This window comes from Sphingosinicella sp. CPCC 101087, from assembly GCF_004151485.1.
In the GTDB taxonomy this organism is placed as follows: Bacteria; Pseudomonadota; Alphaproteobacteria; order Sphingomonadales; family Sphingomonadaceae; genus Allosphingosinicella.
In genome coordinates, this window is record NZ_SBFF01000005.1 from 95001 (window position 1) to 118276 (window position 23276).

General features: G+C 66.0%; 18 protein-coding genes, 1 tRNA gene and 2 rRNA genes (1 of these 21 only partly in view). 12 read left to right on the forward strand and 9 right to left on the reverse strand.

Annotated features, from left to right (window positions below):
• The 4 genes from EKM57_RS09240 to EKM57_RS09255 form a co-directional block, all read left to right on the forward strand.
• A 23S ribosomal RNA gene (locus EKM57_RS09240) occupies positions 1–2304 on the forward strand; it begins 490 nt to the left of the window's first position.
• 94 nt (positions 2305–2398) lie between these two features.
• Positions 2399–2513, forward strand: a 5S ribosomal RNA gene (gene rrf / locus EKM57_RS09245).
• A 94-nt stretch (positions 2514–2607) separates the two neighbouring features.
• A tRNA-Met gene (locus tag EKM57_RS09250) sits at positions 2608–2684 on the forward strand.
• Positions 2685–3062: 378 nt separating this feature from the next.
• The gene (locus tag EKM57_RS09255) at positions 3063–3638 is read left to right on the forward strand and encodes a Yip1 family protein (RefSeq protein ID WP_243450962.1); all 576 of its coding nucleotides are present in this window, start codon (positions 3063–3065) and stop codon (positions 3636–3638) included.
• On the opposite strand, the gene hutH is transcribed toward EKM57_RS09255, so the two are convergent.
• The 3 genes from hutH to hutI form a co-directional block, all read right to left on the reverse strand.
• Entirely contained in the window at positions 3635–5149 is a 1515-nt protein-coding gene (gene hutH, locus EKM57_RS09260) for a histidine ammonia-lyase (RefSeq protein WP_206185363.1), read from the reverse strand. The two genes, EKM57_RS09255 and hutH, sit on opposite strands and share 4 nt — an antisense overlap.
• The gene (gene hutU / locus EKM57_RS09265; protein ID WP_129792218.1) at positions 5149–6825 is read right to left on the reverse strand and encodes a urocanate hydratase; all 1677 of its coding nucleotides are present in this window, start codon (positions 6823–6825) and stop codon (positions 5149–5151) included. The genes hutH and hutU overlap by 1 nt, the downstream gene beginning before the upstream one ends.
• Positions 6826–6936: 111 nt before the next feature.
• Positions 6937–8148: an imidazolonepropionase gene (hutI, locus tag EKM57_RS09270; RefSeq protein ID WP_129792219.1), complete on the reverse strand. Its 1212-nt coding sequence runs from the start codon at positions 8146–8148 to the stop codon at positions 6937–6939.
• A gap of 41 nt (positions 8149–8189) precedes the next feature.
• Between hutI and EKM57_RS09275 the strand changes: the two genes are divergently transcribed.
• From EKM57_RS09275 to EKM57_RS09285, 3 genes are all read left to right on the forward strand, one after another.
• On the forward strand, positions 8190–9065 hold the full coding sequence (locus EKM57_RS09275) for an arginase family protein (RefSeq protein WP_129792220.1): 876 nt from the start codon (positions 8190–8192) through the stop codon (positions 9063–9065).
• A 59-nt stretch (positions 9066–9124) separates the two neighbouring features.
• The gene (locus EKM57_RS09280) at positions 9125–11227 is read left to right on the forward strand and encodes a M13 family metallopeptidase (RefSeq protein WP_165357305.1); all 2103 of its coding nucleotides are present in this window, start codon (positions 9125–9127) and stop codon (positions 11225–11227) included.
• A 95-nt stretch (positions 11228–11322) separates the two neighbouring features.
• Positions 11323–11844, forward strand: a complete 522-nt coding sequence (locus EKM57_RS09285; RefSeq protein WP_129792222.1) for a flavin reductase family protein — start codon at positions 11323–11325, stop codon at positions 11842–11844.
• A 37-nt stretch (positions 11845–11881) separates the two neighbouring features.
• On the opposite strand, the gene EKM57_RS09290 is transcribed toward EKM57_RS09285, so the two are convergent.
• Positions 11882–12307, reverse strand: a complete 426-nt coding sequence (locus EKM57_RS09290) for a VOC family protein (RefSeq protein ID WP_129792223.1) — start codon at positions 12305–12307, stop codon at positions 11882–11884.
• Positions 12308–12447: 140 nt separating this feature from the next.
• Here EKM57_RS09290 and EKM57_RS09295 point away from each other — a divergent pair, with 140 nt between their 5' ends.
• On the forward strand, positions 12448–12879 hold the full coding sequence (locus EKM57_RS09295) for a nuclear transport factor 2 family protein (RefSeq protein ID WP_129792224.1): 432 nt from the start codon (positions 12448–12450) through the stop codon (positions 12877–12879).
• A 152-nt stretch (positions 12880–13031) separates the two neighbouring features.
• A complete protein-coding gene (locus EKM57_RS09300; protein WP_129792225.1) occupies positions 13032–13409 on the forward strand; it encodes a hypothetical protein in 378 nt (125 codons plus the stop codon).
• Positions 13410–13454: 45 nt separating this feature from the next.
• Here the strand turns inward: EKM57_RS09300 and queG are convergent, their stop codons facing one another.
• The gene (gene queG, locus EKM57_RS09305; RefSeq protein WP_243450963.1) at positions 13455–14528 is read right to left on the reverse strand and encodes a tRNA epoxyqueuosine(34) reductase QueG; all 1074 of its coding nucleotides are present in this window, start codon (positions 14526–14528) and stop codon (positions 13455–13457) included.
• A 50-nt stretch (positions 14529–14578) separates the two neighbouring features.
• Between queG and EKM57_RS09310 the strand changes: the two genes are divergently transcribed.
• From EKM57_RS09310 to EKM57_RS09320, 3 genes are all read left to right on the forward strand, one after another.
• Positions 14579–15529 (forward strand): ABC transporter ATP-binding protein, encoded by a 951-nt coding sequence (locus EKM57_RS09310; protein ID WP_129792227.1) that lies wholly within the window; start codon positions 14579–14581, stop codon positions 15527–15529.
• Positions 15526–16773 carry an ABC transporter permease gene (locus EKM57_RS09315; RefSeq protein ID WP_129792228.1) on the forward strand — a complete coding sequence of 416 codons (1248 nt, stop codon included), beginning with the start codon at positions 15526–15528 and terminating at the stop codon, positions 16771–16773. Before EKM57_RS09310 ends, EKM57_RS09315 begins: the two co-directional genes overlap by 4 nt.
• A 249-nt stretch (positions 16774–17022) precedes the next feature.
• The gene (locus EKM57_RS09320) at positions 17023–17259 is read left to right on the forward strand and encodes a hypothetical protein (RefSeq protein WP_129792229.1); all 237 of its coding nucleotides are present in this window, start codon (positions 17023–17025) and stop codon (positions 17257–17259) included.
• A gap of 118 nt (positions 17260–17377) precedes the next feature.
• Here the strand turns inward: EKM57_RS09320 and EKM57_RS09325 are convergent, their stop codons facing one another.
• From EKM57_RS09325 to EKM57_RS09340, 4 genes are all read right to left on the reverse strand, one after another.
• A complete protein-coding gene (locus EKM57_RS09325) occupies positions 17378–18175 on the reverse strand; it encodes an isocitrate lyase/phosphoenolpyruvate mutase family protein (protein WP_129792230.1) in 798 nt (265 codons plus the stop codon).
• Between the two features lie 120 nt (positions 18176–18295).
• Complete coding sequence (locus tag EKM57_RS09330) at positions 18296–19096, reverse strand: LytTR family DNA-binding domain-containing protein (RefSeq protein ID WP_129792231.1); 801 nt, start codon at positions 19094–19096, stop codon at positions 18296–18298.
• Entirely contained in the window at positions 19093–20130 is a 1038-nt protein-coding gene (locus tag EKM57_RS09335; protein ID WP_243450980.1) for a sensor histidine kinase, read from the reverse strand. Before EKM57_RS09335 ends, EKM57_RS09330 begins: the two co-directional genes overlap by 4 nt.
• A 106-nt stretch (positions 20131–20236) precedes the next feature.
• Positions 20237–23095: a pitrilysin family protein gene (locus EKM57_RS09340; RefSeq protein WP_129792233.1), complete on the reverse strand. Its 2859-nt coding sequence runs from the start codon at positions 23093–23095 to the stop codon at positions 20237–20239.
• Between the last annotated feature and the right edge of the window lie 181 nt (positions 23096–23276).

Genomic DNA, 23276 nt, shown 5'->3' on the forward strand with positions numbered 1-23276 from the left:
CCGTGAGGGAAAGGTGAAAAGCACCCCGATGAGGGGAGTGAAACAGTACCTGAAACGGATTGCCTACAAGCAGTGGGAGCTCCCTTGAGGAGTGACCGCGTACCTCTTGCATAATGGGTCAGTGACTTAATGTATCAAGCAAGCTTAAGCCGTTAGGTGTAGGCGCAGCGAAAGCGAGTCTGAATAGGGCGACTGAGTTTGATGCATTAGACCCGAAACCCGGCGATCTAGGCATGACCAGAGTGAAGGTGGGGTAACACCCACTGGAGGCTCGAACCGATTAACGTTGAAAAGTTACCGGATGAGTTGTGTTTAGGGGTGAAAGGCCAATCAAGCCGGGAAATAGCTGGTTCTCCGCGAAAACTATTGAGGTAGTGCCTCGGACGAATACCGTTGGGGGTAGAGCACTGGATGGGCTAGGGGGCCGCGAGGTCTACCAAACCTAACCAAACTCCGAATACCAACGAGTACTATCCGGGAGACAGACGGCGGGTGCTAAGGTCCGTCGTCAAAAGGGAAACAGCCCTAACCTACAGCTAAGGCCCCCAAATCGTATCTAAGTGGGAAAGCATGTGGGACTTCCAAAACAACCAGGAGGTTGGCTTAGAAGCAGCCATCCTTTAAAGAAAGCGTAACAGCTCACTGGTCTAAATAAGAGGTCCTGCGGCGAAGATGTAACGGGGCTCAAGATACGTGCCGAAGCTTAGGGTTTGGATCTTCGGATCCAAGCGGTAGCGGAGCGTTCCGTAGGCCGATGAAGCCGGAGGGTAACCGACGGTGGAGGTATCGGAAGTGCGAATGCTGACATGAGTAGCGATAAACAGGGTGAGATGCCCTGTCGCCGAAAGCCCAAGGGTTCCTGCGCAAGGCTAATCCGCGCAGGGTGAGTCGGCCCCTAAGACGAGCCCGAAGGGGGTAGTCGATGGGAAGCAGGTTAATATTCCTGCACCTGGAGGTGTGTGACGGATCTCGTAAGTTGTCGGTCCTTATCGGATTGGACCGGCTTCGAAGAGGTTCCAGGAAATAGCCCCTCCATATAGACCGTACCCGAAACCGACACAGGTGGGCAGGTAGAGTATACCAAGGCGCTTGAGAGAAGGGTGTTGAAGGAACTCGGCAAATTGCCTCCGTACCTTCGGAAGAAGGAGGCCCTCATTCCGGGCAACCGGTTTGAGGGGGCACAGGCCAGGGGGTAGCGACTGTTTAGCAAAAACACAGGGCTCTGCTAAGTCGGCTTCAAGACGACGTATAGGGTCTGACGCCTGCCCGGTGCCGGAAGGTTAAGAGGAGGGGTGCAAGCTCCGAATTGAAGCCCCGGTAAACGGCGGCCGTAACTATAACGGTCCTAAGGTAGCGAAATTCCTTGTCGGGTAAGTTCCGACCTGCACGAATGGCGTAACGACTTCCCCACTGTCTCCAACACCTGCTCAGCGAAATTGAATTCTCCGTGAAGATGCGGAGTACCCGCGGTTAGACGGAAAGACCCCGTGCACCTTTACTGCAGCTTCAGAGTGGCATGAGGAGCAAACTGTGTAGGATAGGTGGGAGGCTTTGAAGCCTGGGCGCCAGCTCAGGTGGAGCCATTGGTGAAATACCACCCTGTTTGTTCCTTATGTCTAACCACGCACCGTTATCCGGTGCTGGGACCCTCTGTGGCGGGTAGTTTGACTGGGGCGGTCGCCTCCCAAAGAGTAACGGAGGCGCGCGATGGTGGGCTCAGGACGGTTGGAAACCGTCTGTTAGAGTGCAATGGCATAAGCCCGCCTGACTGCGAGACTGACAAGTCGAGCAGAGACGAAAGTCGGTCATAGTGATCCGGTGGTCCCTCGTGGAAGGGCCATCGCTCAACGGATAAAAGGTACGCCGGGGATAACAGGCTGATAACCCCCAAGAGCTCATATCGACGGGGTTGTTTGGCACCTCGATGTCGGCTCATCACATCCTGGGGCTGGAGCAGGTCCCAAGGGTTTGGCTGTTCGCCAATTAAAGTGGTACGTGAGCTGGGTTCAGAACGTCGCGAGACAGTTTGGTCCCTATCTGCCGTGGGCGTCGATATTTGAGAGGAGTTGCCCCTAGTACGAGAGGACCGGGGTGAACATGCCTCTGGTGGACCTGTCGTGGCGCCAGCCGCGCAGCAGGGTAGCTATGCATGGACGGGATAACCGCTGAAAGCATCTAAGCGGGAAGCCTCCCTCAAGATAAGATATCTCAGAGCCGTGGAAGACCACCACGTTGATAGGCCGGATGTGGAAGCAGGGTAACCTGTGGAGCTAACCGGTCCTAATTGCTCTATTCGCGCTTGAAGAATCCCACCATCAACGACAGCACTGGTGCTGTCGTCGACAGTGCAGCAGTTAAAGTGCATCGATTTCAGATCCGCCATGCGCCGGCCCCATAGCTTGGTGGCCATAGCGTCAGTGACCCACCCGATCCCATTCCGAACTCGGCCGTGAAACCTGACAGCGCCGATGGTACTATCGCTTAAGCGATGGAAGAGTAGGTCGTCGCCAGGCTTTGCGGCCGGCGCAGGACGGATCAGAACCCATTCACATGTCGTCGATTTTCGACCGCGTCGAGCAAGGCTCCGTGGATCTAGCGTTGGCTTGGCGCGGGGTGGAGCAGCCCGGTAGCTCGTCAGGCTCATAACCTGAAGGTCGCAGGTTCAAATCCTGCCCCCGCAACCAACGCAAACCTCAGCGGCGCGAAAGCGCCGCGCGAAGGTTTGCGTTGCCCCGGCGAAGGCCGGGGCCCAGTCCGCCAGCGAACACAGTTTCGGCCGGCCCCCACGCGGGGCCGGCCTTTTTTTGTGTCTTGCGCAAGCGCGCGCTGGCTCCGCGACTGGCCCCGCTGTTCCGGCCGGCGTTCCAAATCCCGAGCCCGGCGAACGGCGCAGCGTCCCCCAATTCCCCTCGCTTGAGATTCCTCTCCGAACATGCTTCATTCGCCGGGCCAAACAGGGGAGGCATTGCATGACCGACGGGCCTACGACTCCAACGCCACCGCCGGGCGGGATGCCTGGGGCACCAGCGCCATCTCTGGTCGACAGGGCCAAGAACATCATCATGTCGCCGAAGACCGAGTGGCCACGCATCGACGCCGAGCCGGCGACGATAAGCGGAATCTACACGTCCTACGTCATGATCCTGGCGGCGATCGGGCCGATCGCGATGCTGATCGGACAGCAGCTTGTCGGGATCAATGTCCTCGGCATCAGCTACAAGCCGTCGATCGGCTATTCGGTCGGCAGCGCGGTGCTGACCTACCTGTTGTCGTTGGTGAGCGTCTATGTGATGGCGCTGATCATCGATGCGCTGGCGCCCAGCTTCGGCGGAACCAAGAACCAGGTGAAGGCCTTCAAGGTCGCCGCCTACGCCTCGACAGCCGCCTGGCTTGCCGGCATCTTCCAGATCATTCCGATGCTCGCCTTCCTCGGGCTCCTCGGTCTCTACAGCCTTTACCTGCTCTATCTGGGTCTGCCGCTCCTGATGAAGGTGCCGGCGGACAAGGCGGTCGGCTACACCGTTGTCGTAATCGTCGTCTATATCGTCGTCTACTTCGTCGCGCTGATGATCGTCGGCGCCCTGGTGACGAGCTTCTTCGGGCTCGGCGCCCTGACCGGCGGAACCATCCGCTACTAGCGAAACAGCCCGGCCTGGACGGCGCTCGAAAGGGCGCCGTCCAGGACCGCCTGCTTCGCCCAGCCCATATCGTCGGCCAGATAGCGGTCGCGGGCGTGGAACGGCACGGCCGCGCGGATGGCGCCGATCGCCTCCGCCAGCCGCGGCGACGTCTTCAGCGGCGCATGCAGGTCGATCCCCTGCGCTGCGGCCAGCAGCTCGATCCCGATCACGCCCGCGGCATTTCCGGCGATCCGCCGCGCCTTGAGCGCGCCGTGCGTCGCCATCGAGACATGGTCTTCCTGCCCGGCGGACGTGGGGATCGTGTCGACGCTCGCCGGAAAGGCGAAGCTCTTATTCTCCGACACCAGAGCGGCGGCGGTCACCTGCGCGATCATGAAGCCGGAATTCACTCCGCTATCCTCGATCAGGAAGGGCGGCAGGCCGCTCATCTTCGGATCGATCAGAACGGCGACGCGCCGCTCCGAGATCGATCCGACCTCGCACAAGGCGATGGCGAGGATGTCGGCCGCGAAGGCGACCGGCTGCGCGTGGAAATTGCCCCCGGACAGGGCGTCGTCGCCAAACAGCAGTGGGTTGTCGCTGACCGCATTGGCCTCGATCTCCAGCGTGCGCGCGGCATTGCCGATCAGGTCGAGCGCCGCCCCCATCACCTGCGGCTGGCAGCGGAAGCTGTAGGGATCCTGCACCCGGTCGCACCCCGCATGCGAGTGCCGGATCTCGCTGCCGTCGAGCAGCCGGTTCAGCGCCGCCGCGACGGCGATCTGCCCCGGCTGGCCGCGCGCCGCATGGATGCGCGGGTCGAAGGCGGCGTCGGTGCCCTTGAGCGCGTCGAGGGACAGCGCGCCCGCGACCAAGGCTGCCCCGAACACGCGTTCGGCGGTGAACAGGACGTCGAGCGCGATCGCGGTCGAGGCCTGCGTGCCGTTGATCAGCGCCAGCCCTTCCTTGGGCCCGAGCACCAGCGGCGCAAGCCCCGAGCGCGCCAGCGCTTGCGCTGCGGGAAGCGTCTCTTCACCGATCGCGATCCGTCCCTCGCCGATCAGGGCGGCGCTCATATGGGCGAGCGGTGCCAGGTCGCCCGAGGCGCCCACGGAGCCCTGGCTCGGAATGACCGGCAAGACGTCCGCCTCGAACATGGCGAGCAGCCGCTCGACCACGATGCGGCGAATGCCGCTATGGCCTCGAGCGAGGCCAATGACCTTCAGGACCATCATCAGGCGGACCACCCGCCGGTCGAGCGGATCGCCGAGGCCCGCGCTGTGCGAGAGAATCAGGTTTCGTTGCAGCTCTTCGAGTCGGTCGGCGGGGATGCGGGTCTGGGCGAGCAGTCCGAAGCCGGTATTGACGCCATAGACCGTGCGGCCGCTTTCGAGGATCCGGCCGACCGCCGCCGCCGAGGCCTCGACCGCATCCCAGGCCGCTTCGTCCAGCGCCACCGGCGCGCCGTTCCAGACCGCGCGCAGCTCGGCGAGGGTGACCGAGCCCGGCCGAAGCATCACCCGTTCCATCAGCGGCTCCCGATCATCGGCAAATCGAGCCCCTGCTCGCGCGCGCAGGCGATCGCGTCTTCATAGCCGGCATCGGCATGGCGCATGACGCCGGTGCCGGGATCGTTCCACAGGACCCGTTCCAACCGCCGTGCCGCCGCCTCGCTGCCGTCGGCGACGATCACCATCCCGGCATGCTGGGAATAGCCCATGCCCACTCCGCCGCCATGGTGCAGCGACACCCAGGTCGCGCCCGAGGCCGTGTTCAGGAGGGCGTTGAGCAGGGGCCAGTCCGAGACCGCGTCGGAGCCGTCCTTCATCGCCTCGGTCTCGCGATTGGGGCTGGCCACCGAGCCGCTGTCGAGATGGTCGCGCCCGATGACGATCGGCGCCTTCAGTTCGCCCGAAGCGACCATCTCGTTGAAGGCGAGGCCGAGGCGGTGGCGCTGGCCGAGCCCGACCCAGCAGATCCGCGCCGGCAAGCCCTGGAAGGCGATCCTGTCGCGCGCCATGTCGAGCCAGCGGTGGAGGTGCGGATCGTCCGGGATGAGCTCCTTCACCTTCGCGTCGGTGCGGTATATGTCCTCCGGATCGCCGGACAAGGCGCACCAGCGGAACGGACCGACTCCGCGGCAGAAGAGCGGCCGGACATAGGCCGGGACGAAGCCGGGAAAGTCGAAGGCATGGGCGACGCCTTCGTCCTTGGCCACCTGCCGGATATTGTTGCCGTAGTCGAAGGTCGGAATGCCCATCGCCCGAAAGGCGAGCATCGCCTCGACATGGACCGCCATCGAAGCCCTCGCGGCGTCCTCGACCGCCTTCGGATCGCGCTCCCGACGCTCGATCCACTGCTCGACCGTCCAGCCGATCGGCAGATAGCCGTTGACGGGGTCGTGCGCCGACGTCTGGTCGGTCACGGCGTCGGGGCGGATGCCCCTTTGCACCATCTGCGGCAGAATCTCCGCTGCGTTGCCGAGCAGCCCGACCGAAATGGGCTCGTCCGCGGTCCGGATCATCTCCATCGCTTCGTCGATGCTGGTGGCGCGCCGATCGAGATAGCGGGTCTCGAGCCTTTTCTCGATCCGGCTCTCCTGGCACTCGATCGCGACGCAATGTGCCCCCGCCATCACGGCGGCGAGCGGCTGGGCGCCACCCATGCCGCCGAGCCCGGCGGTCAGGATCCAGCGGCCCCGAAGGTCGCCGCCATAATGCTGGCGCCCCATTTCGACGAACGTCTCGTAGGTGCCCTGAACGATGCCCTGGGTGCCGATATAGATCCAGCTGCCGGCCGTCATCTGGCCGTACATCATCAGGCCCTTGCGATCGAGCTCGTGGAAATGCTCCCAGGTCGCCCATTTGGGCACCAGGTTGGAATTGGCGAGCAGCACGCGCGGCGCGTCGACATGGGTGCGGAACACGCCGACCGGCTTGCCGGACTGGACGAGAAGGGTCTCGTCGTCGCCGAGCCGCTTCAGCGTCTCGACGATCGCATCGAAGCTGTCCCAGTCGCGCGCGGCACGACCGATCCCGCCATAGACGACCAATTCCTCGGGCGCCTCGGCGACGCGCGGATCGAGATTGTTCATCAGCATCCGCATCGCCGCTTCGGTCGCCCAGCTGCGCGCGCTGATCTCCGGGCCCGTCGGCGCCTGGATGTGGCGGCTATTGTCGCGTCTGGACTGCAATTCTTTCTCCATGGTCTGATCCCGGCGGGCGGTGCTCATGCCGCGCCGCGAAGCCTTGCCGCGAAGCCGCTTCGAGGATGTCCGTCCCTACTCAGGATGCGCGGCAGGGGAAAGTCCGCGACCTCAGCTGTCCAGTCCCGCGAAAATGCGCCGCTCCGGCCCCGGCAGGCCGACCCAGTAAGCGAGCTCGGCCGGCCGATCGATCCGCCAGACGCAAAGGTCCGCGGCCTTGCCGGGGCTGATCGTACCGATCTCCTCCTGCAGGCCGAGCGCCCGCGCGGCGTTGCGGGTCATGCCGGCGACCGCTTCCTCCGGCGTCAGGCCGAACAAGGTGCAGGCCATGCTCATCATCAGCGTGGGCGACAGGACCGGCGAGGTGCCGGGATTGCAGTCGGTCGCCACGGCCATCGGCACGCCGTGGCGGCGAAGCAGGTCGACCGGCGGACGCTTCGTCTCCTTGAGCGCGTAGAAGGCCCCGGGGAGCAGCACCGCCACCATTCCGGCGGCCGCCATCGCCCGAATGCCGGCTTCGTCGACATGCTCGAGATGATCGGCGGACAGGGCGCCGTAGCGGGCGGCGAGGGCCGCGCCCTCGAGATTGCTCAATTGCTCGGCGTGAAGCTTGATGCCGAGGCCCAACTCCGTTGCGGCGTCGAAGAAATGGCGCACCTCCTCCGGCGTGAAGCCGATCGTCTCGCAAAAGGCGTCGACGGCGCTCGCCAGACCCTGTTCGGCGGCGGCCGGGAGGATGCTGTCGATCGCCAGGCGTACATATTCCTCGCGTCTGCCGCGAAATTCGGGCGGCAACGCATGGAGGGCGAGAAGGGTCGGGGCGATCCGCACCGGCGCGTTCAGCCCGAGCGCGCGCGCGGCGCGCAGCATCTTGAGCTCGCTGTCGATGTCGAGGCCGTAACCCGACTTGATCTCGATCGTCGTCGCGCCGCCGCGCATCAGCGCCTCGAGGCGCGGGCGAGAAGCGTCGACGAGGGCGTCCAGCGAAGCCTCGCGCGTGGCCCGGACCGTCGACGCGATGCCGCCGCCGGCGCGGGCGATCTCCTCGTAGGTGGCGCCCTCGAGCCGCTGCTCGAACTCGCCCGCGCGGTTGCCGCCGAACACCACATGGGTGTGGCAGTCGACCAGGCCCGGCGTCACCCAGGCGCCGCCGAGCGGCTCCACCCGACGGGCCTGGTAGCCGGCCAGCTCCGTGCGCCGGCCGACTCGGACGATTCGTCCCTCCTGAATTCCGACCGCGCCATTTTCGATCGTCCCGAACGGCGTACCCACCGCCGGGTCCATGGTCGCGAGATGGCAGTCGACGAGCAGCCTGTCCCACATAGGGTCGCCTTCTAGGCTCGCGGCGTTGTAAGGGCAAAGCCATGAGCTGGAAATCGATCGCCGACTTGATGGTAGAGGCCGGCGCGGCGGACGTGGCGCTGGTCGGTGCGCCGATGGAGGCCGGATCGGTGACGCCCGGGCGCTGCGATCTCGCGCCGGCGACCATCCGCCGGGCCTTGCGGCGGTTCAGCACCTATGACGTCGAAACCGGCGCCGAGCTGTCGCTGCGGCTGCTCGACGCGGGCGACGCGGACGTAGTCGGGACAATGCCCTCGGACGGCTTCGCGCCGATCGTCAACGCCGTTCGCCGGTGCACGATCGACCACGGCCTCACGCTCCTGCTCGGCGGCAACAATGCGGTGACCCGACCAGGCGCCCACGCGCTCGGCCTTCCGCTCGACAAGGTCGGCCTCATCACGCTCGATGCCCATTTCGATCTTCGCGAGACCGACCAGGGTCTCGGCAACGGCAATCCGATTCGCGCCCTGCTCGAGGACGGGCTTCCCGGCGCCAATATCTGCCAGGTCGGACTGGCGCCCTTCGCCAACACCGCCAAGATGCATGGGGACGCTCGGGCGGCCGGGATCGGCGTCTGGACCATCGCCGATTGCCGGCAGCGCGGCATCGTTCCGGTGCTGAAGGACGCGCTGGACCGGATCGGCCATGCCGAAGCGGTGATGGTCGATTTCGACATCGACGTGATCGACCGGTCCCAATGCCCTGGTGCGCCCGGCGCCCGGCCGGGCGGCATGCCGGTGGACATGTTCTTCGACGCCGCCCGCTACCTCGCCGCCGATTCGCGCGTGCGCCTCGTCGACCTTACGGAATTCGACCCAAGCCTCGATCTCGGCGAAATCACGGCCCTCGCCGCCGGCCGCTGGGTCTGCGAGATTCTGGCCGGCTTCGCCCGCCGCTGAGCGGACGGGACTTGTCCCGCTGACTGGCCCGAAGCATGATGTCCCCCGGAGGGGCGGACATGACCTTGCGACCATTTCTGATCGGCCTGGCTCTGCTCGGCACCCCGCCGGTGATGGCGCAGGAGGCGGTTCCGGGTCCGGCGCCAGCGCAGGCGCCGGGCAAGGCGGCGTGGGGCACTTTCGGAGTCGATTTCGACGGGATGGACCGCAGCGTCCACCCGGGCGACGATTTCTGGCAATATGTGAACGGCCGCTGGGCCGCGACCGTCTCCATTCCGGCCGATCGCGGCGCGCAAAGCCAGGTCGCGCGGCTGAACGATCTGGCGGCCTCCCAGGTGCGTGCGATCCTCGACGAGATGTCGGCGCGTCGCGCCGCGCTCAGCGGCGACGAGCTGAGGGTGGTCGATTACTGGACCAGCCTGATGGACCAGGACGCGATCGACCGCCGCGGCGCCGCGCCCCTTCGCGAGGAGCTGGCGCCGGCTCTGGCCGCAGCGGACCGCGCGGCGCTGGCACGGGAAATGGGGCGCCTGGTGCGCGGCTGGCGGGGAACGCCGCCGGTCGGGCGGATGCCGCGCTATTTCCCGGCGCCGATCGACATCGGGATTACCCAGGATGCGCGCCAGCCCGAGCGTTACGTGCCCGCGCTGGGGCAAGGCGGGCTCGGCATGCCCAACCGCGATTATTATCTGGGGGACGACGAAGCTTCGCTGCGGACGCAGACCGCCTATCGCGAGCATATCGCGACGATGTTGACGCTGGCGGGAGTTCCGGGGAACGAGGCGGCCGCTCGCGCCGATGCGGTCCATGCCTTCGAACGCGCGATTGCCCAGCTGCATTGGCCGCTCGCCGATTCCCGCGATTCGGAAAAGACCTATAATCCGCGCTCGCAGGCGGAACTCGAATCGGAAGCCCCGGGCTTCGATTGGGGCGCCTTTTTCGACGGCGCCGGCCTTGCCGGACGTCCTACTTATATCGTCGGCGAGCTGAGCGCCGTCTCCGGCATCGCCCGCCTCTGGAGCGAAACGCCGCTCCCGGTGCTCAAGGACTGGCTGACGCTCCACCTCGCCAAGGATCGGGCGATGGTGCTGCCCAGAGCGTTCAGCGAGGCCGAGTTCGCCTTCTCGGGGGGCGTGCTCGGCGGAGCGACCGAGGCCCCTGCGCGGTCGATGCAGGCGGTGGAACTGACAGGCGTCGCGCTCACCGACGCGGTGTCGAAACCCTATGTCGAGCGCCATTTCCCGCCGGCGACCAAGGCGGCGATGGACGAGCTGGTGGCGAACGTGCTGGCGGCGATGGACCGCCGGCTGGCCAACCTAGAATGGATGCAGCCCGAGACGCGAGAGCGTGCACGGGCGAAGCTTGCCGCCTTCACCCCGATGATCGGCTATCCCGATCGCTGGCGCAGCTATGACGGGCTGGAAGTGGTCCGCGGCGATGCTTATGGCAATTTCCGGCGGTCGGCCCAGTGGGACCATGCTCGTCGCCTCGCGCGCATCGACGAGCCGGTCGACCGGGGCGAATGGTGGATGATGCCGATCACGCCGAATGCCTATGCAAGCTTCGCCAACAACCAGATCGTCTTTCCCGCCGCCTATCTCCAGCCCCCGCATTTCGACGCGAACGCCGATCCTGCGGTCAATTATGGCGCGATCGGCTATGTGATCGGCCACGAGATCAGTCATCATTTCGACGATCAGGGCAGCCGTCGGGATCCGCAGGGGCGGATGATCCCGTGGTGGACCGAGGCCGACATGGCGGCATTTCGCGAGCGCACGCGGCGGCTGGTCGTTCAATATGACGGCTACGAAGCGCTGCCCGGCCTCAACATCAGGGGCGCGCAGACGCTGGGCGAGAATATTGCCGACAATGCCGGCCTGGCCATCGCCTATGACGCTTACCGGCTGTCGCTCGGCGGCCGGGAAGCGCCGGTAATCGACGGGTTCACCGGCGATCAGCGCTTCTTCATGGGACGCGCCCAGGTCAATCGCGTCGCCTTCCGCGAGGAGGAGCTTCGCCGGGCCGTGCTCTCCGGAGTCCATTCGCCGAGCCGGTGGCGCACCTGGGCGGTGCGCAATCACGACGCCTGGTACCGGGCGTTCGGCGTCGGTCCCGGCCACCGGCTGTATCTGCCGCCGGAAGAGCGGATCAGAATCTGGTAAAACGGGGACGTAGTTTCGGGAGGTCGCCCGGATCGCCGGAATTTTTCCAAGCAAAAACCGATATTTGATGGCCTTGTCCAGCGAAGGCGGTTGTCATGGCGCCGCGTCTGGACCATCTCGTCACGATGATAGAGGCCGACGTTCATCTTGCCGACTCCTTTCGGCGGGCGATGCGGCGGGTCGCCTCCACGGTGAACGTCATCAGCATCTGCGTCGACGGGCAGCCGATGGGCATCACCGCGACCGCCGTGTCGTCCATCTCTCTCGATCCTGCGAGCCTGCTGGTTTGCATCAATCGTGCGGCGGCGGTGCATGCGCCGATGGGCGACATGTCGCACTTCCGCGTCAACGTCCTGCATCGAGATCAGGTCGAGATCGCCCGCATGTTCGCCGATCGGACTCAGCACGCCTTGCGCTTCCTGTCGGGGTGGGAGGTGGATGCGGCCGGGCCGCCCCGCTTGCTCGAGGCCCAGTCGACCATCCTCTGCCGCCGAATCGACAGCCACAGCTTTGGGACGCACAGCATCTTCATCGGCCTCGTCGAGGAGGCGGAATCGCGCGATGAGGTGAACCCGCTCGTCTATCTCGACGGCCGCTACGGGCGGGCCGACGTCTGAGCAGGTCCGCCGCGACGCCCTGCCGGGAGCGGCCGGCTCACGCCTTGGCGAACAGCTTGTCCGGGTCGCGCATCGCCTTGATCTCGATGGCGTTGCCCGACGGATCGAGGAAGAACATCGTCGCCTGCTCGCCGGCTTGTCCCCGGAAGCGCACCGTCGGCTCGATGACGAAGGCGGTTCCTTCTCCCTTGAGCCTTTCGGCGAGGGCCTCCCACAGGTCCATGTCCAGCACCGCTCCGAAATGGGGCACGGGCACGTCGTGGCCGTCGACGGGATTGCTATGCCGGCGCGGCGCCATGTGGGCATCGAGATGGGCGACGATCTGATGCCCGAAAAAGTCGAAGTCGATCCATTCCGCAGCGCTTCGCCCCTCGGGACAGCCGAGCAGGCCGCCATAGAATGCGCGCGCCGCGGCGAGGTCGTGGACGGGGAAAGCGAGATGGAAGGGAGGAAGAGCGGGCATGGCGGCCTCATAGCAAAGTCGACGTCGCGCGCGGTAGTGCCTCAATTCGAATCGGGCTTGCGCGCCGTCGTCGCCTGCGCGTTGAGCCACGACGTTGCCATTGAGCCGGGCAGGACATGGCTGCAGCTGGAGAGAAAAGGATGGAGAACAGCGTCAGAAAGCTGTTCCAGCGATACGAGCGCTCTTTCACGCAGGCCCTCGGCGGGGACATGGACATGGATGAGGTCGCATCCCTCTACGCCTCGGAGTTCATCGCGGCGTTGCCTGCGGGTGTCATGGCCGGGAAGAATGACGATCAGCTCAGGCAGGTCATGGCGCAAGGCTATGAATATTATCGATCGATAGGAACGAAGGAGATGCGGATACGCAATGTCCGCCTCTCGCCGATAGACGAACGTCATTGCGTGGCGCATGTCGCCTGGACGGCAACGTATGAGCGCAAGGATGAAGCGGAAACGGCGATAGATTTCGACGTTCACTACTTCGTTCAGACACTGGACGGCGTGTCGAAGGTTTTCGGCTGGGTAGCGGGCGACGAGCAGGCGCTTCTGAGGAAGCATGGCATCATCTGAAGTTCATGTCCTGCACTGTCAAAATTCAAGCCAATCCACTACCTCGCGCGGGGAACGCTTGATTGCGGCGGTCCGTTGCGTCGACATGGCGCCGCGGCGGGTGGGGTACCGGCCATGGAACGATTCGTAGAAGGTGAGCCGAAGGGGTGAGTATGTGGCGTCAAACGAGCCTGCTGCTGGTGGGGGGCCTGGTGCTCTCCGGCTGTGTGGCACCCACGGCGGACGCACCCCAGGCACCCGTGGTGCCGCCGCCGCGCGCCTACAGCACGGTGGGGCTCGAATCCGTCATCGGCAGCACCGCGGCGTCGCTTGCCGCACAGTTCGGCCGTCCCGATCTCGACCTGCGCGAGGGGAGCGCCCGCAAGCTGCAGTTCCTGAGCCCGGTCTGCGTGCTCGACGCCTATCTCTACCCGCCCCGCAGGGGCGGCGACCCGGTCGTCACCCATGTCGACGCACGTCTTCCCGACGGTCGCGAGATGGATCGTTCGTCCTGCGTCGCCGCGCTCAGCCGACGTGAGGCGGCGCGCTAGAGCGATTTCGAGCCGACGGGATGTGGGCTGCTGGCGGCAAGCAAATCATGGCGCCAACCAAGGCTCCCCGAGCCGCGCCAGCGCCCAGCGCGCCGCCTCGGCCACCGTCTCGTCCTCGTCCGCGACCAGCTTGCGCAGGGGCTCTGCCAGCTCGTGCAACCCGCTATTGCCGGCTGCGATGGCGGCATTGCGCACCATGCGGTTGCGACCGATCCGCTTGATCGGCGATCCGGCGAACACGTTTCGGAAACTCGCATCGTCCAGCTTCAGCAGATCGGCAAGTGAAGGCGCGGCCAGTTCGGCGCGGGGGAGAAAGGCTCGATGGGCACGCGCAGTGTCGGCGAAGCGGTTCCACGGACAAACCGCCAGGCAATCGTCGCAGCCATAGATGCGGTTGCCGAGCGCCGCCCTGAACTCCTCGGGAATCGGGCCTTTATGCTCGATCGTCAGATAGGAGATGCAGCGACGCGCATCCAGTTGGAAAGGCGCAGGAAAAGCCGCCGTGGGGCAGATGTCGAGGCAGCGACTGCATCGCCCGCAGCGCACCTCATGAGGCTGACCGGGCTGGAGTTCCAATGTCGTATAGATTGCGCCGAGGAACAGCCAGCTTCCGTCGCGGCGGCTGACCAGGTTGGTATGCTTGCCCTGCCAACCGATCCCCGCCGCCTCCGCCAGCGGTTTCTCCATCACCGGGGCGGTATCGACGAAGACCTTGAGGTCGGCCGTAGTGCCTTCCTTCCCCGCTTCCTCGATCAACCATCGGGCAAGCGCCTTGAGCCCTTTCTTGACGACGTCGTGATAATCCGCGCCCTGCGCATAGACGGAGATCCGGCCGACGTCTGGCCGGTCCGCCAGCGCCAGCGGGTCGCCCGCGGGCGCGTAGCTCATCCCCAGCGAGACGATGCTGCGGACCTCCGGCCACAGGGCGGCGGGGGATCCGCGCCGCTGCGCCGTCTCTTCCATCCAGATCATCTCGCCATGGGCGCCGGAATCGAGCCAGGCCCGCAATCGCCGGCCCGTTTCCGGAGCCGCGTCTGCCGGCGCGATTCCGACGGCGGAGAAGCCGAGCTCGGCCGCCTTGCGCTCCAGCGCGGCGACAAGCTTTGTCTTGCCTTCCAAAATCTTCTCCGCTTTACCCGAATACTTGCACAGAGGGGCGGCAACCGGGCGTGGCCAGCGTTTTAGCTATAGAGGCCCAGGGCCTTTTCAAGTCGTTCGACGGCAAGCCGGCAGTCCAAGGCATCGATATCGCCATCCCCGAAGGCAGCATCTACGGCATTCTCGGCCCGAATGGCGCCGGCAAGACCACGACCTTGCGGATGCTCCTCGGCATCATCGAGCCCGATGGCGGCAGGCGTGCCCTGCTCGGCCATGAGCGACCGCTCGATGCCGCCCGCATCGTCGGCTATCTGCCCGAGGAGAGGGGCCTCTATCCGGCGATGGCGACCCGCGAGGCGATCGCCTTCATGGGGGCATTGCGCGGATTGCCGCTCGACGTGGGGCGTAGGCGCGCCGAGATATTGCTGCGGGAGAATGGCCTGGGCGACTATGTCGACAAGCCGATCAAGAGCCTGTCGAAGGGCATGGCCCAGACCATCCAGCTGTTCGGCACGATCGTCCACAAGCCGAAGCTGGTCGTGCTCGACGAGCCCTTTTCCGGCCTCGACCCGATCAATCAGGGCCGGCTCGAGCATCTGATCCGGGAGGAGGCGGCGGCCGGAACGACGATCATCTTCTCGACCCACGTCATTGCCCATGCCGAGCGCCTGTGCGAGCGGATCGCAATCATCGTCGGCGGCCGGATCCGCTTCGAAGGCCTTGTCGCCGAGGCGCGCGACCGGCTGCGCCCGCAGGTGCGGCTGCGCACCCGTCAGGCGGAGGGATCGTGGCACAGCGCGCTTCCGGCGGATGCGCGTCCGGTCGAGGGCGTCTGGGAGTTCGAACTGCCCGGCGACGGGATCGAGCCGCTGCTGAAGGTGCTAATCGCCGGCGGGGCCGGCATCGAGGAGCTGTCGATCGAGCGCCCCGGTCTGCATGACGCGTTCGTCGTCATCGCCGGCGAGGCGGCGGCGCGAGAGATGGCGAATGGCGCAACCGAGCGGGCAGGCGCGGCGGCATGATGAGCGTGTTCGATGCCGCCTGGGTGATCGCCCGGCGGGACTTCGTCGCCAGCGTCTTTTCGCGCAGCTTCATTCTTTTCCTGATCGCGCCGCTGCTGCTGTTCGGCTTCCTGCTGTTCGCCGCCGGCATGGCCGGGGAGGCCGAGCGCGACGCGTCCCGCCCGGTCGTCGCCCTCGTCGCCGACAGCGACACCGTTGCCCGCCTCGAGGGGGCGCGCGACGAGCTTGCCACCGCCACGTCTGAGCAGAGCTTCCCGCTGCTGCGGGCCGTCGCCCCGGCGGAGAATCTCGTCGCCCAGGCCCGCTGGCTGCTCGCCGACCAAGAGGCGGGCTATTCGGCGGTGTTCACCGGCACGCTCGACCAGCCCGTCCTCATCGGCCCGGCGCAGGTCGATTTCCATGTCGGCACGCGCATTCGCCTGATCGTCGACCGCGCCCGGCGAACGGCGGCTCTCGAGGCGGCCGGGGTCGAGGTGCCGCCCGTGCCGATCCGCCGCATCGTCACGGGCCAGGCGGCGGGAAACCTGCAGATGCTGCGGCGCCAGCTCGCCGGCAGCGCCCAGGGCCTCATCTTCGGCGTCAGCCTGATGTTGTCCACGCTCCTTCTCTCGAACCTGGTCGAGGAGAAATCGAACAAGGTGATCGAGGTGCTGGCGGCCGCCGTGCCGCTGGACGCGGTCTTCTTCGGAAAGCTGATCGCGATGCTCGGCATATCGGGCGTCGGCCTGACCCTGTGGGGCGGGATGCTCGCATCCGGCTATCTGTTCTGGCAGGTCCTGGCCGACTGGGTGGCGCTGCCCCAGGTGTCGCCGGCGGTGGGCTGGAGCCCCTTCGCGATCCTGCTCCTGCTCTATTATTGCGCCAATTTCATGCTGCTCGGCGCACTCTTCCTCGGCATCGGCGCCCAGGCCAGCAACATCCGCGAGATCCAGACGGTCTCGATGCCCGTGACTCTGCTCCAGGTCGGCGTCTTCCTGCTGGCGATGACCGTCATCGGGCGCGATACGGGCGCGCTCACCTGGTTCGCCTACATCTTCCCCTTCAGCTCGCCGATGGCGATGGTTGCCCATGCCGCCAAGCACGAGACGCTGTGGCCGCACCTGCTGGCCCTCTCTTGGCACGCGACCTGGGTGTTCGTGATCGTCCGCGGTTCGGCCCGCTTGTTCCGCAGGACGGTGCTGAAATCCTCGGCCGACGGCGCCTTCTTCAGCCTCGCCGCGTTTCGCCGCGGCCGGGCCGGCTGACCGGCCCTCCGTCGGCCTTCATGGCGCGCCGGACGGCACCAGGCGCACAAAGGTGGAGGCTCTCCTATCCCCTTCAGGGGCGCCTGCCGCGCCGTTCCGCGACGGCGAGCAGCGTCCTCTCGGCGACGATGATCGTGTCGCGCCGACAATCGTCGGCCGGAGAGGTCGTCCGATGTCACGGCCGGATCGCGAAAGCCGGGCCGATGACGAGCGATGCGCCGAGCTCTATTCTTCATTATGCTTCCGCTCATGCCGCACGAATTCGTATTGGAGGGCGGGCACGACGCGCTCGATCTGCTCCGTGACGAGCGCGATCGCGCGATAGAGGCGTTGCGCCTGATCGAGGAGGAAGGCTGGGCCCATTATGAGGCGCAAGGGCCCGGCGACACGGCGCGCGACGTCACCGACAAGCGTGCCAACCGCCAGCGCCAGATCATCGAGCGAATGGATCGGCTGATCGCCCTGTTGGAGCGCGCGGGCGGCTGAACCGCCCGATGCGTTTCGGGTCGGCCGGCTCAGCCTCCAAGGCCTCGGGAGGTCGGCTGATCCGTTCTCTCGCGAATGATCCGGGTCGAATCAGGTCGGATCATGCACCAGGATCGCGCTACTCGCGATGCGCAGGAATGGGGAGAGGCTCGGCGGCCCGCGCGCGGCTATATTCGGCCTCGGCGGCCTCCTTCAGCGCCTTCATCGCCTGCATGTAGGGGAAAGGCCCGTGACTGATCCGCGCCACGCCGGTCGCCGCCACTTCGGCCGCGGCTGGCGCTCCGGGGAAGGCCATGAAGTTGACCGGAAGCGGCGAGGCCGCGCAGAGCCGCTCGAGAAGGGCCAGATCGGATAGAAGCGGCGCGAAGAAGCCGTTGGCGCCTGCTTCGGCATAAGCCTGGGCGCGCTCGATCGCTGCGTCCACCATCGCGGCATCGTGGGTTTCCGGCTTGGCCTTGAGGAAGATATCGGTACGGGCGTTGATGAAGAAATCGGGGCCGACGGCCGCGCGGACGGCGCGGATCCGGGCCGCCTGCACGTCGATCGAATATAGCCCCTCGCCGCCGACGACCTGATCCTCGAAGTTGCAGCCGACTGCTCCCGTCTGCGCGAGCCGCTTCATATTGGTCGCGAGAGGCTCCGCATCGGCGGCATAGCCGCCTTCGAAGTCGATCGTGACCGGCAGGTCGACCGCCGCGACGACGCGGGCCGCATTGGCGAGGGCGAGTTCGAGCGGCAGTGCCTCGGCATCGGCGAAACCGTGCGCGGACGCGACCGACGCGCTGCCCGTCGCGATCGCCGCCGCACCCGCCTCGGCGACGGCCTTGGCGCTACCGGCGTCCCACGCGTTGAACAGGATCAGCGGATTGCCCGGGCGATGGAGGGCGGCGAAGGCGGCGGCTCTTTCTGACGGCATTTATCTCCCCTAGGGTGCACCGGCGGTCGTCCCGCCGGACAAGGTGCCGGATCCGCCCTGGCGTGGCGGATCCGGGCGCGCGCCTCGTTTCTTGCGGTCAAGCGCCCGGGCGGCTCCGGACTAGTGAACGAAGCGCGCGACCACGTCGCGATAGGAGCGGCTGACCTTCACCTGGGCTCCGCTGTCGAGCACCAGGAAGCATTCGCCGTTGGTGTGCGGCCTGACCTGGCGGACCTGGTCAAGATTGACGATGGTCGAGCGGTGGACGCGCTGGAAGCGGCGCGGGTCAAGCCTCTTCTCGAGGTCCTTCATCGTCTCGCGCAGGATCAAGGTGTTGTCGCCGGTGTAGATGCACATATAGTCGCCGGCGGCATCGATCTTCTCGATCGAGTCCACGTCGACGCGGAAGATCTGGCCGCGGTCCTTGATGTTGATCATCTTTTCATAGCGGCTGGCGGCGTGCGCGTCATCGATCGCTTCGACATTTTCCATCGCTCCGGGGGCAACCTCGGCGAGCACTTCCTTGAGGCGGTCGACCTCCTCGACGCCTCTCTTCTCGCTGAGGCGCTGGCGCACCCGGTCGAGCGTATCGGCGAGGCGCGCCTCCTCCACCGGCTTCATCAGATAGTCCACGGCCTGCGCCTCGAAGGCGCGGATGGCATGATCCGAATATGCGGTGACGAAGACGAACAAGGGGGGTTCGACCTCCATCAGCCCCTGGATGACGGAGAAACCGTCGAATCCCGGCATCTGGATGTCGAGAAAGACGAGGTCGGGCTTGTGGGTCTTGATCGATCGGATGGCTTCGCGCCCGTTGGAGCAGGTGTCGACGACTTCGACATCCTCGTGCTTCTCCAGGCGCAGCTGCAAGCCCTGGATGGCAAGCGGCTCGTCGTCGACCAGGATGGTGCGAATTGTCATTTCGGCTCCTCGGCTTCTTCAACTTGGTAGGGAATATCGATGAGAACGCGGAAGCCCCCTGTAATCTCCGACTGTGTCTCGAAGCGATGGTTGTCGCCATAGGCCTGCGCCAGGCGGTCTCGAATGTTCGCCAGACCGACTCCGGTCGACCCGTCGGCGCGGGTCCGGTTGAGCGTGTCGGCCCCCGGCCCGGTGTCCGAGACGGTGATCAGCACGCGCCCGGTCTGGCATTTGACCTCGATCGCGATATCCGCGCCCTCTTCCTGCGGCGTTACCGCATATTTGATCGCATTCTCGATCAGCGGCTGGAGCAGGAGCGAGGGCAGCAGTGCGCGGCTGCAGCTTGGATCGATGTGGAAATGGGGCCGCAGGCGTTCCTCGAACCGCATTTTCTCGATTTCGAGATAGAGCTTCAGCGTCTCGATCTCCTGGGCGACCGTCACCAGTCCGGTCGATTCGTTGACCAGCGTATAGCGCAGAAAGGAGGAGAGGCGCGAAAGCATCGCATTGGCGCGTTCGGTCTGCTTCAGCAGCACCAGCGTGGAGATCGAGTTCAGCGTGTTGAACAGGAAATGGGGATTGAGCTGATAGCGAAGCATGGCGAGCTGGGCGCTGGAGGCCTGGTTCTCGAGCCTCAGCAGCCGGTCGCTCTGCTCTTCGAGCAGCAGATAGAAATTGATGCTGTAATAGAGGGCCGACCAGGCGATGAGCAACGCCGCGGTGAGCAGGATCGCACCGAGAAAGCGTATTCCGCCGAGGCTGGAGCCTGGCCGGATGATCGTGCCGTAGCTCCAGGTCTCGATCGCCGAGAAGGCGGCGGCGGCGACGATGACGATGATGATCGAGCCGACCCAGGTGTAGATCGGCTTCATCCGTATGAGCCGGCGATAGACCGCCGCCATGAGCAAGGTGATCGAATAGCCGGTGGCGGTGAGCAGCAGGGTGTGGACGACGTAGGTCCACTCCACCGCATTGGCGAGGCCGGACAGGGTGCGCAGCACGAAGTAGCCGCCCCAGCCGATCGACTGGAGCATCCAGAAGGCGCGGTTCTTGTCCTCGAAAAAGGGGCTGCCTCGCAGCCGGAACGGGTTCCAGCTGGCTTCGGCCTGGCCCGGCTGGGGCGCGGCGATCGGGACGGCGCTATGGGCCACTATTCGCTGCCTCCGCGGCATTTCTAGCGGGAAGCACGAGCATGGACCAGTCGGCCTGGTCCGTCACCCAGTCGGCTACGGCCCGCCGAACGTCTTCGGCCGTCAGCGCGCGATAGTCGGCGAGATAGTTCCGGACATTCTCGATCGCCTCCGGGCTGTCGATCCAATTTTCCAGCGCTTCCACCCAATAGCCGTTGGTCTCCAGGCGCCGCTCGATCCCGCTTACCACCGGATTTCGTGCCCGGGCGAACTCATCCGGTTCGACCGGCCGGGCGGCGAGATCGGCGACGATCTCGCGCGCGATCCGGAAGAAGGTCGGCGCTCCGTCCGGGCGGATCTCGGCCGAGGCGTAGAAGATACCCCATTGCGGGAAGGAATCGGAGCTGAGATGCGCCGCGTTGGGCGCATAGGTGGCGCCTTCCTCCTCGCGCAACCGGTCGAACAGCCGAACCTCGAACATGTTGGCGGCAAGCGCCAGAGCTCGGCGTTCGTCGATGCGGTCCCGCCCACCCAATGTCGACCAGCCGATCATCGCATAAGCCTGATTGGGATCGCCTTCATGGGTGAAGGTGCGCGGCTCCGGATCGGGCTCCGGCGGCCGAACCCCGGTCGCCGCCGGGGGAATGGCGGGTGCCGGTCGCGGTGGCAGCGATGCCACGGTTCGGCGCATCGCCTCGACCGCGCTTTCCAGCTCCATGTCGCCGACGATGATCGCGTGGACCGGTCCTTGTGCCAGCAGTGGCGAGAAGAAGTCGCGAAACTGCTCGACGGTGACCGCCGCCATCTCCTGCCGTTCGGTCGGCCGCCATCTCCGGTCGCCCGGTCGGACCACGCCGCCCAGCTCGCGCGACGCGCGGGCGGACGCGGAGGAGAAATGCATGTCGTAGCTTTCCACCGCGGCGCTTCGGAACCGCGCGAGCAGGGCCGGGTCCCATTCCGGATGGGTAAGCTTGGTGGCGAGCAGCCGAAGCTGATCGGCAAGATCGGCGGCGTTGGTCTGTCCGGCCAGAACGAAGGCGTCCTCGTCGGCCTGGAAGGCGAGGCCGATGCGCCGGCCGGTGAGCAGCCGCTCCATCCCCTCCAGATCGAGCCCGGCGAGGCCCGACGGCGCGACCAGCCCGGCGAGCCAGCCGAGCGACGGGCGGTCGGGATCGAGGCCGGAGATGCCGGCCCCGAAGCGCAGGCGGACCTGGATCGAGCCGCTCTCGAACCGGGTGGGCTTGAAGGTCAGAGTCGAGCCATTGGCGAAACGGACGATGGTGACGTTCATGTCGTCGATCCGATGGCGCGAGACTTCGCGGCCGGGCGGCCCCAGCGGCGGCAGATCTTCGAAGCTGACCCGGCGCTCGGCCGAGCGGGCAGCGGGCGCGACGGCCCGGGCGGCGGCGAATGCTTCCGTGAGTGCGGCCTCGCCGCCGGCGACCGGCTGCGGCGAGATCAGCATCATTCTGGGTCCGGACCCTGCGAAGAGGCCGCGCATGGCCTCGCCGATCCGCTCCGGTGTCATAAGCGGCACGTTGCGTTCGAAATTGTCGAGCACGGTCTGGGCGCTCGCCACCACCGCGCCGTTGCCGACCGCGCCGATCAGCTGCTCGGCGCGAACCTGCGACAGCACGGTCGCCTCGCCCTGAACCGCCGAAGTGACCGCCGTTCTCAAATTGCTGATCTCGCGGTCGATTTCGGCCTGGCTGGGGGGCGCGCGGGTCGCGTCGGCGACGATGGCGAAGGCCTGTTCGAGCGCAGGCTGCCACTGCCCCTCCCGCGCGACGATCGCGAGCTGGGTGGCATTGGCGACATTGCGCGACCGGCCTGCATCGACCGACGCGTTGATGAAGGCGGATTCGCCGCGGGCATGGGCTTCCAGGCGCCGGTTGATGATTCGTTCGGCGAGATTCTCCTCGAGGAACAGCCTCTCGCGCGCGACGGTGTGGGGGATGTGCTCGTAGGGCCGCAGCCACATCACGGAGCCGGTCACCGGCGCGCCGGGATAAGCGAGATTGCGGACCGGCCGCTCGATCTCGGCGATGCGGCCCCAGTCGGGGTCTGCCGGCGCCGGCCCTTGTGCCGTCCAGCCGCCGAAATGGCGCTGGATCAGCGCCTCCATCATTTCCGGATCGGCGTCTCCGACGAGGACCACGGTGGTCCGATCGGGTCGGTACCAGCGGCGGTAGAAGGCCTTCAGTCCTTCGGCCGTAGCGGCGTTCAGCGTCTCCTCGGTTCCGATCGTGTCGCGCTCGGCGAAGCGCAGGCCGGCATAGAAGAGTTCCTGGGAGAGCTCGACGATGCGCTGGGTGAGCTCGGGGCGGCGCGCCTTCTCGGCCAGCACGACCGGCCGCTCCGCCTCGACCGCGGCCGGATCGAAGCGGGCCCTAGACATCATTTCGGCCAGAACGCCGAGGCTGGTGTCGAGCGGCTCCCGGCCGGCATGGGGGAGGTTGAGCTGGTAGACGGTTTCGTTGGCACTGGTGCGGGCGTTGCTGTCGCTGCCGAAGCTCGCGCCCAGCTCCTGCCAGATCTGCCGGGCTCGCCGGTCCGGGAATCCGTCGGTGCCGCGGAACAGCATATGCTCGACATAATGGGCCCAGCCGCGTTCATGATCCTCCTCGTGGAGGGCGCCGGCGCCGATCCGGATGCGGATCGAAACCTGCCCGGCCGGCAGCGGGTTTCGCCGGACCGCATAGCGGAGCCCGTTGGACAGGGTGCCGAACCGCCACGCCGGATCGGGCGCGATGTCGCTGCCGCGATAGAGCCACTCGGCATCGCCGCTCCGGGCGGTGGCCGGGAGGGCGATCAGCAGGGTAGCGATCAGCAGGAGGGGGGCAAGCAGGAGCGAGCGCAGCAGGGTCATCGATGGCTTTGTGGGGAGCGTCGAACGGTTTGTCGAGCGATACGGGCTCTCTTGGGTGTTGACCGCTGTGCAGGCAAAGGCGGAGTGGTATCCTCGGTAGAAGGCAGGCGTTCCAAGGAATGCGCTTCCGAGATGACTTCGCTGACTTGACTCTGTTCAACCATGCTCGGAACATATCAGG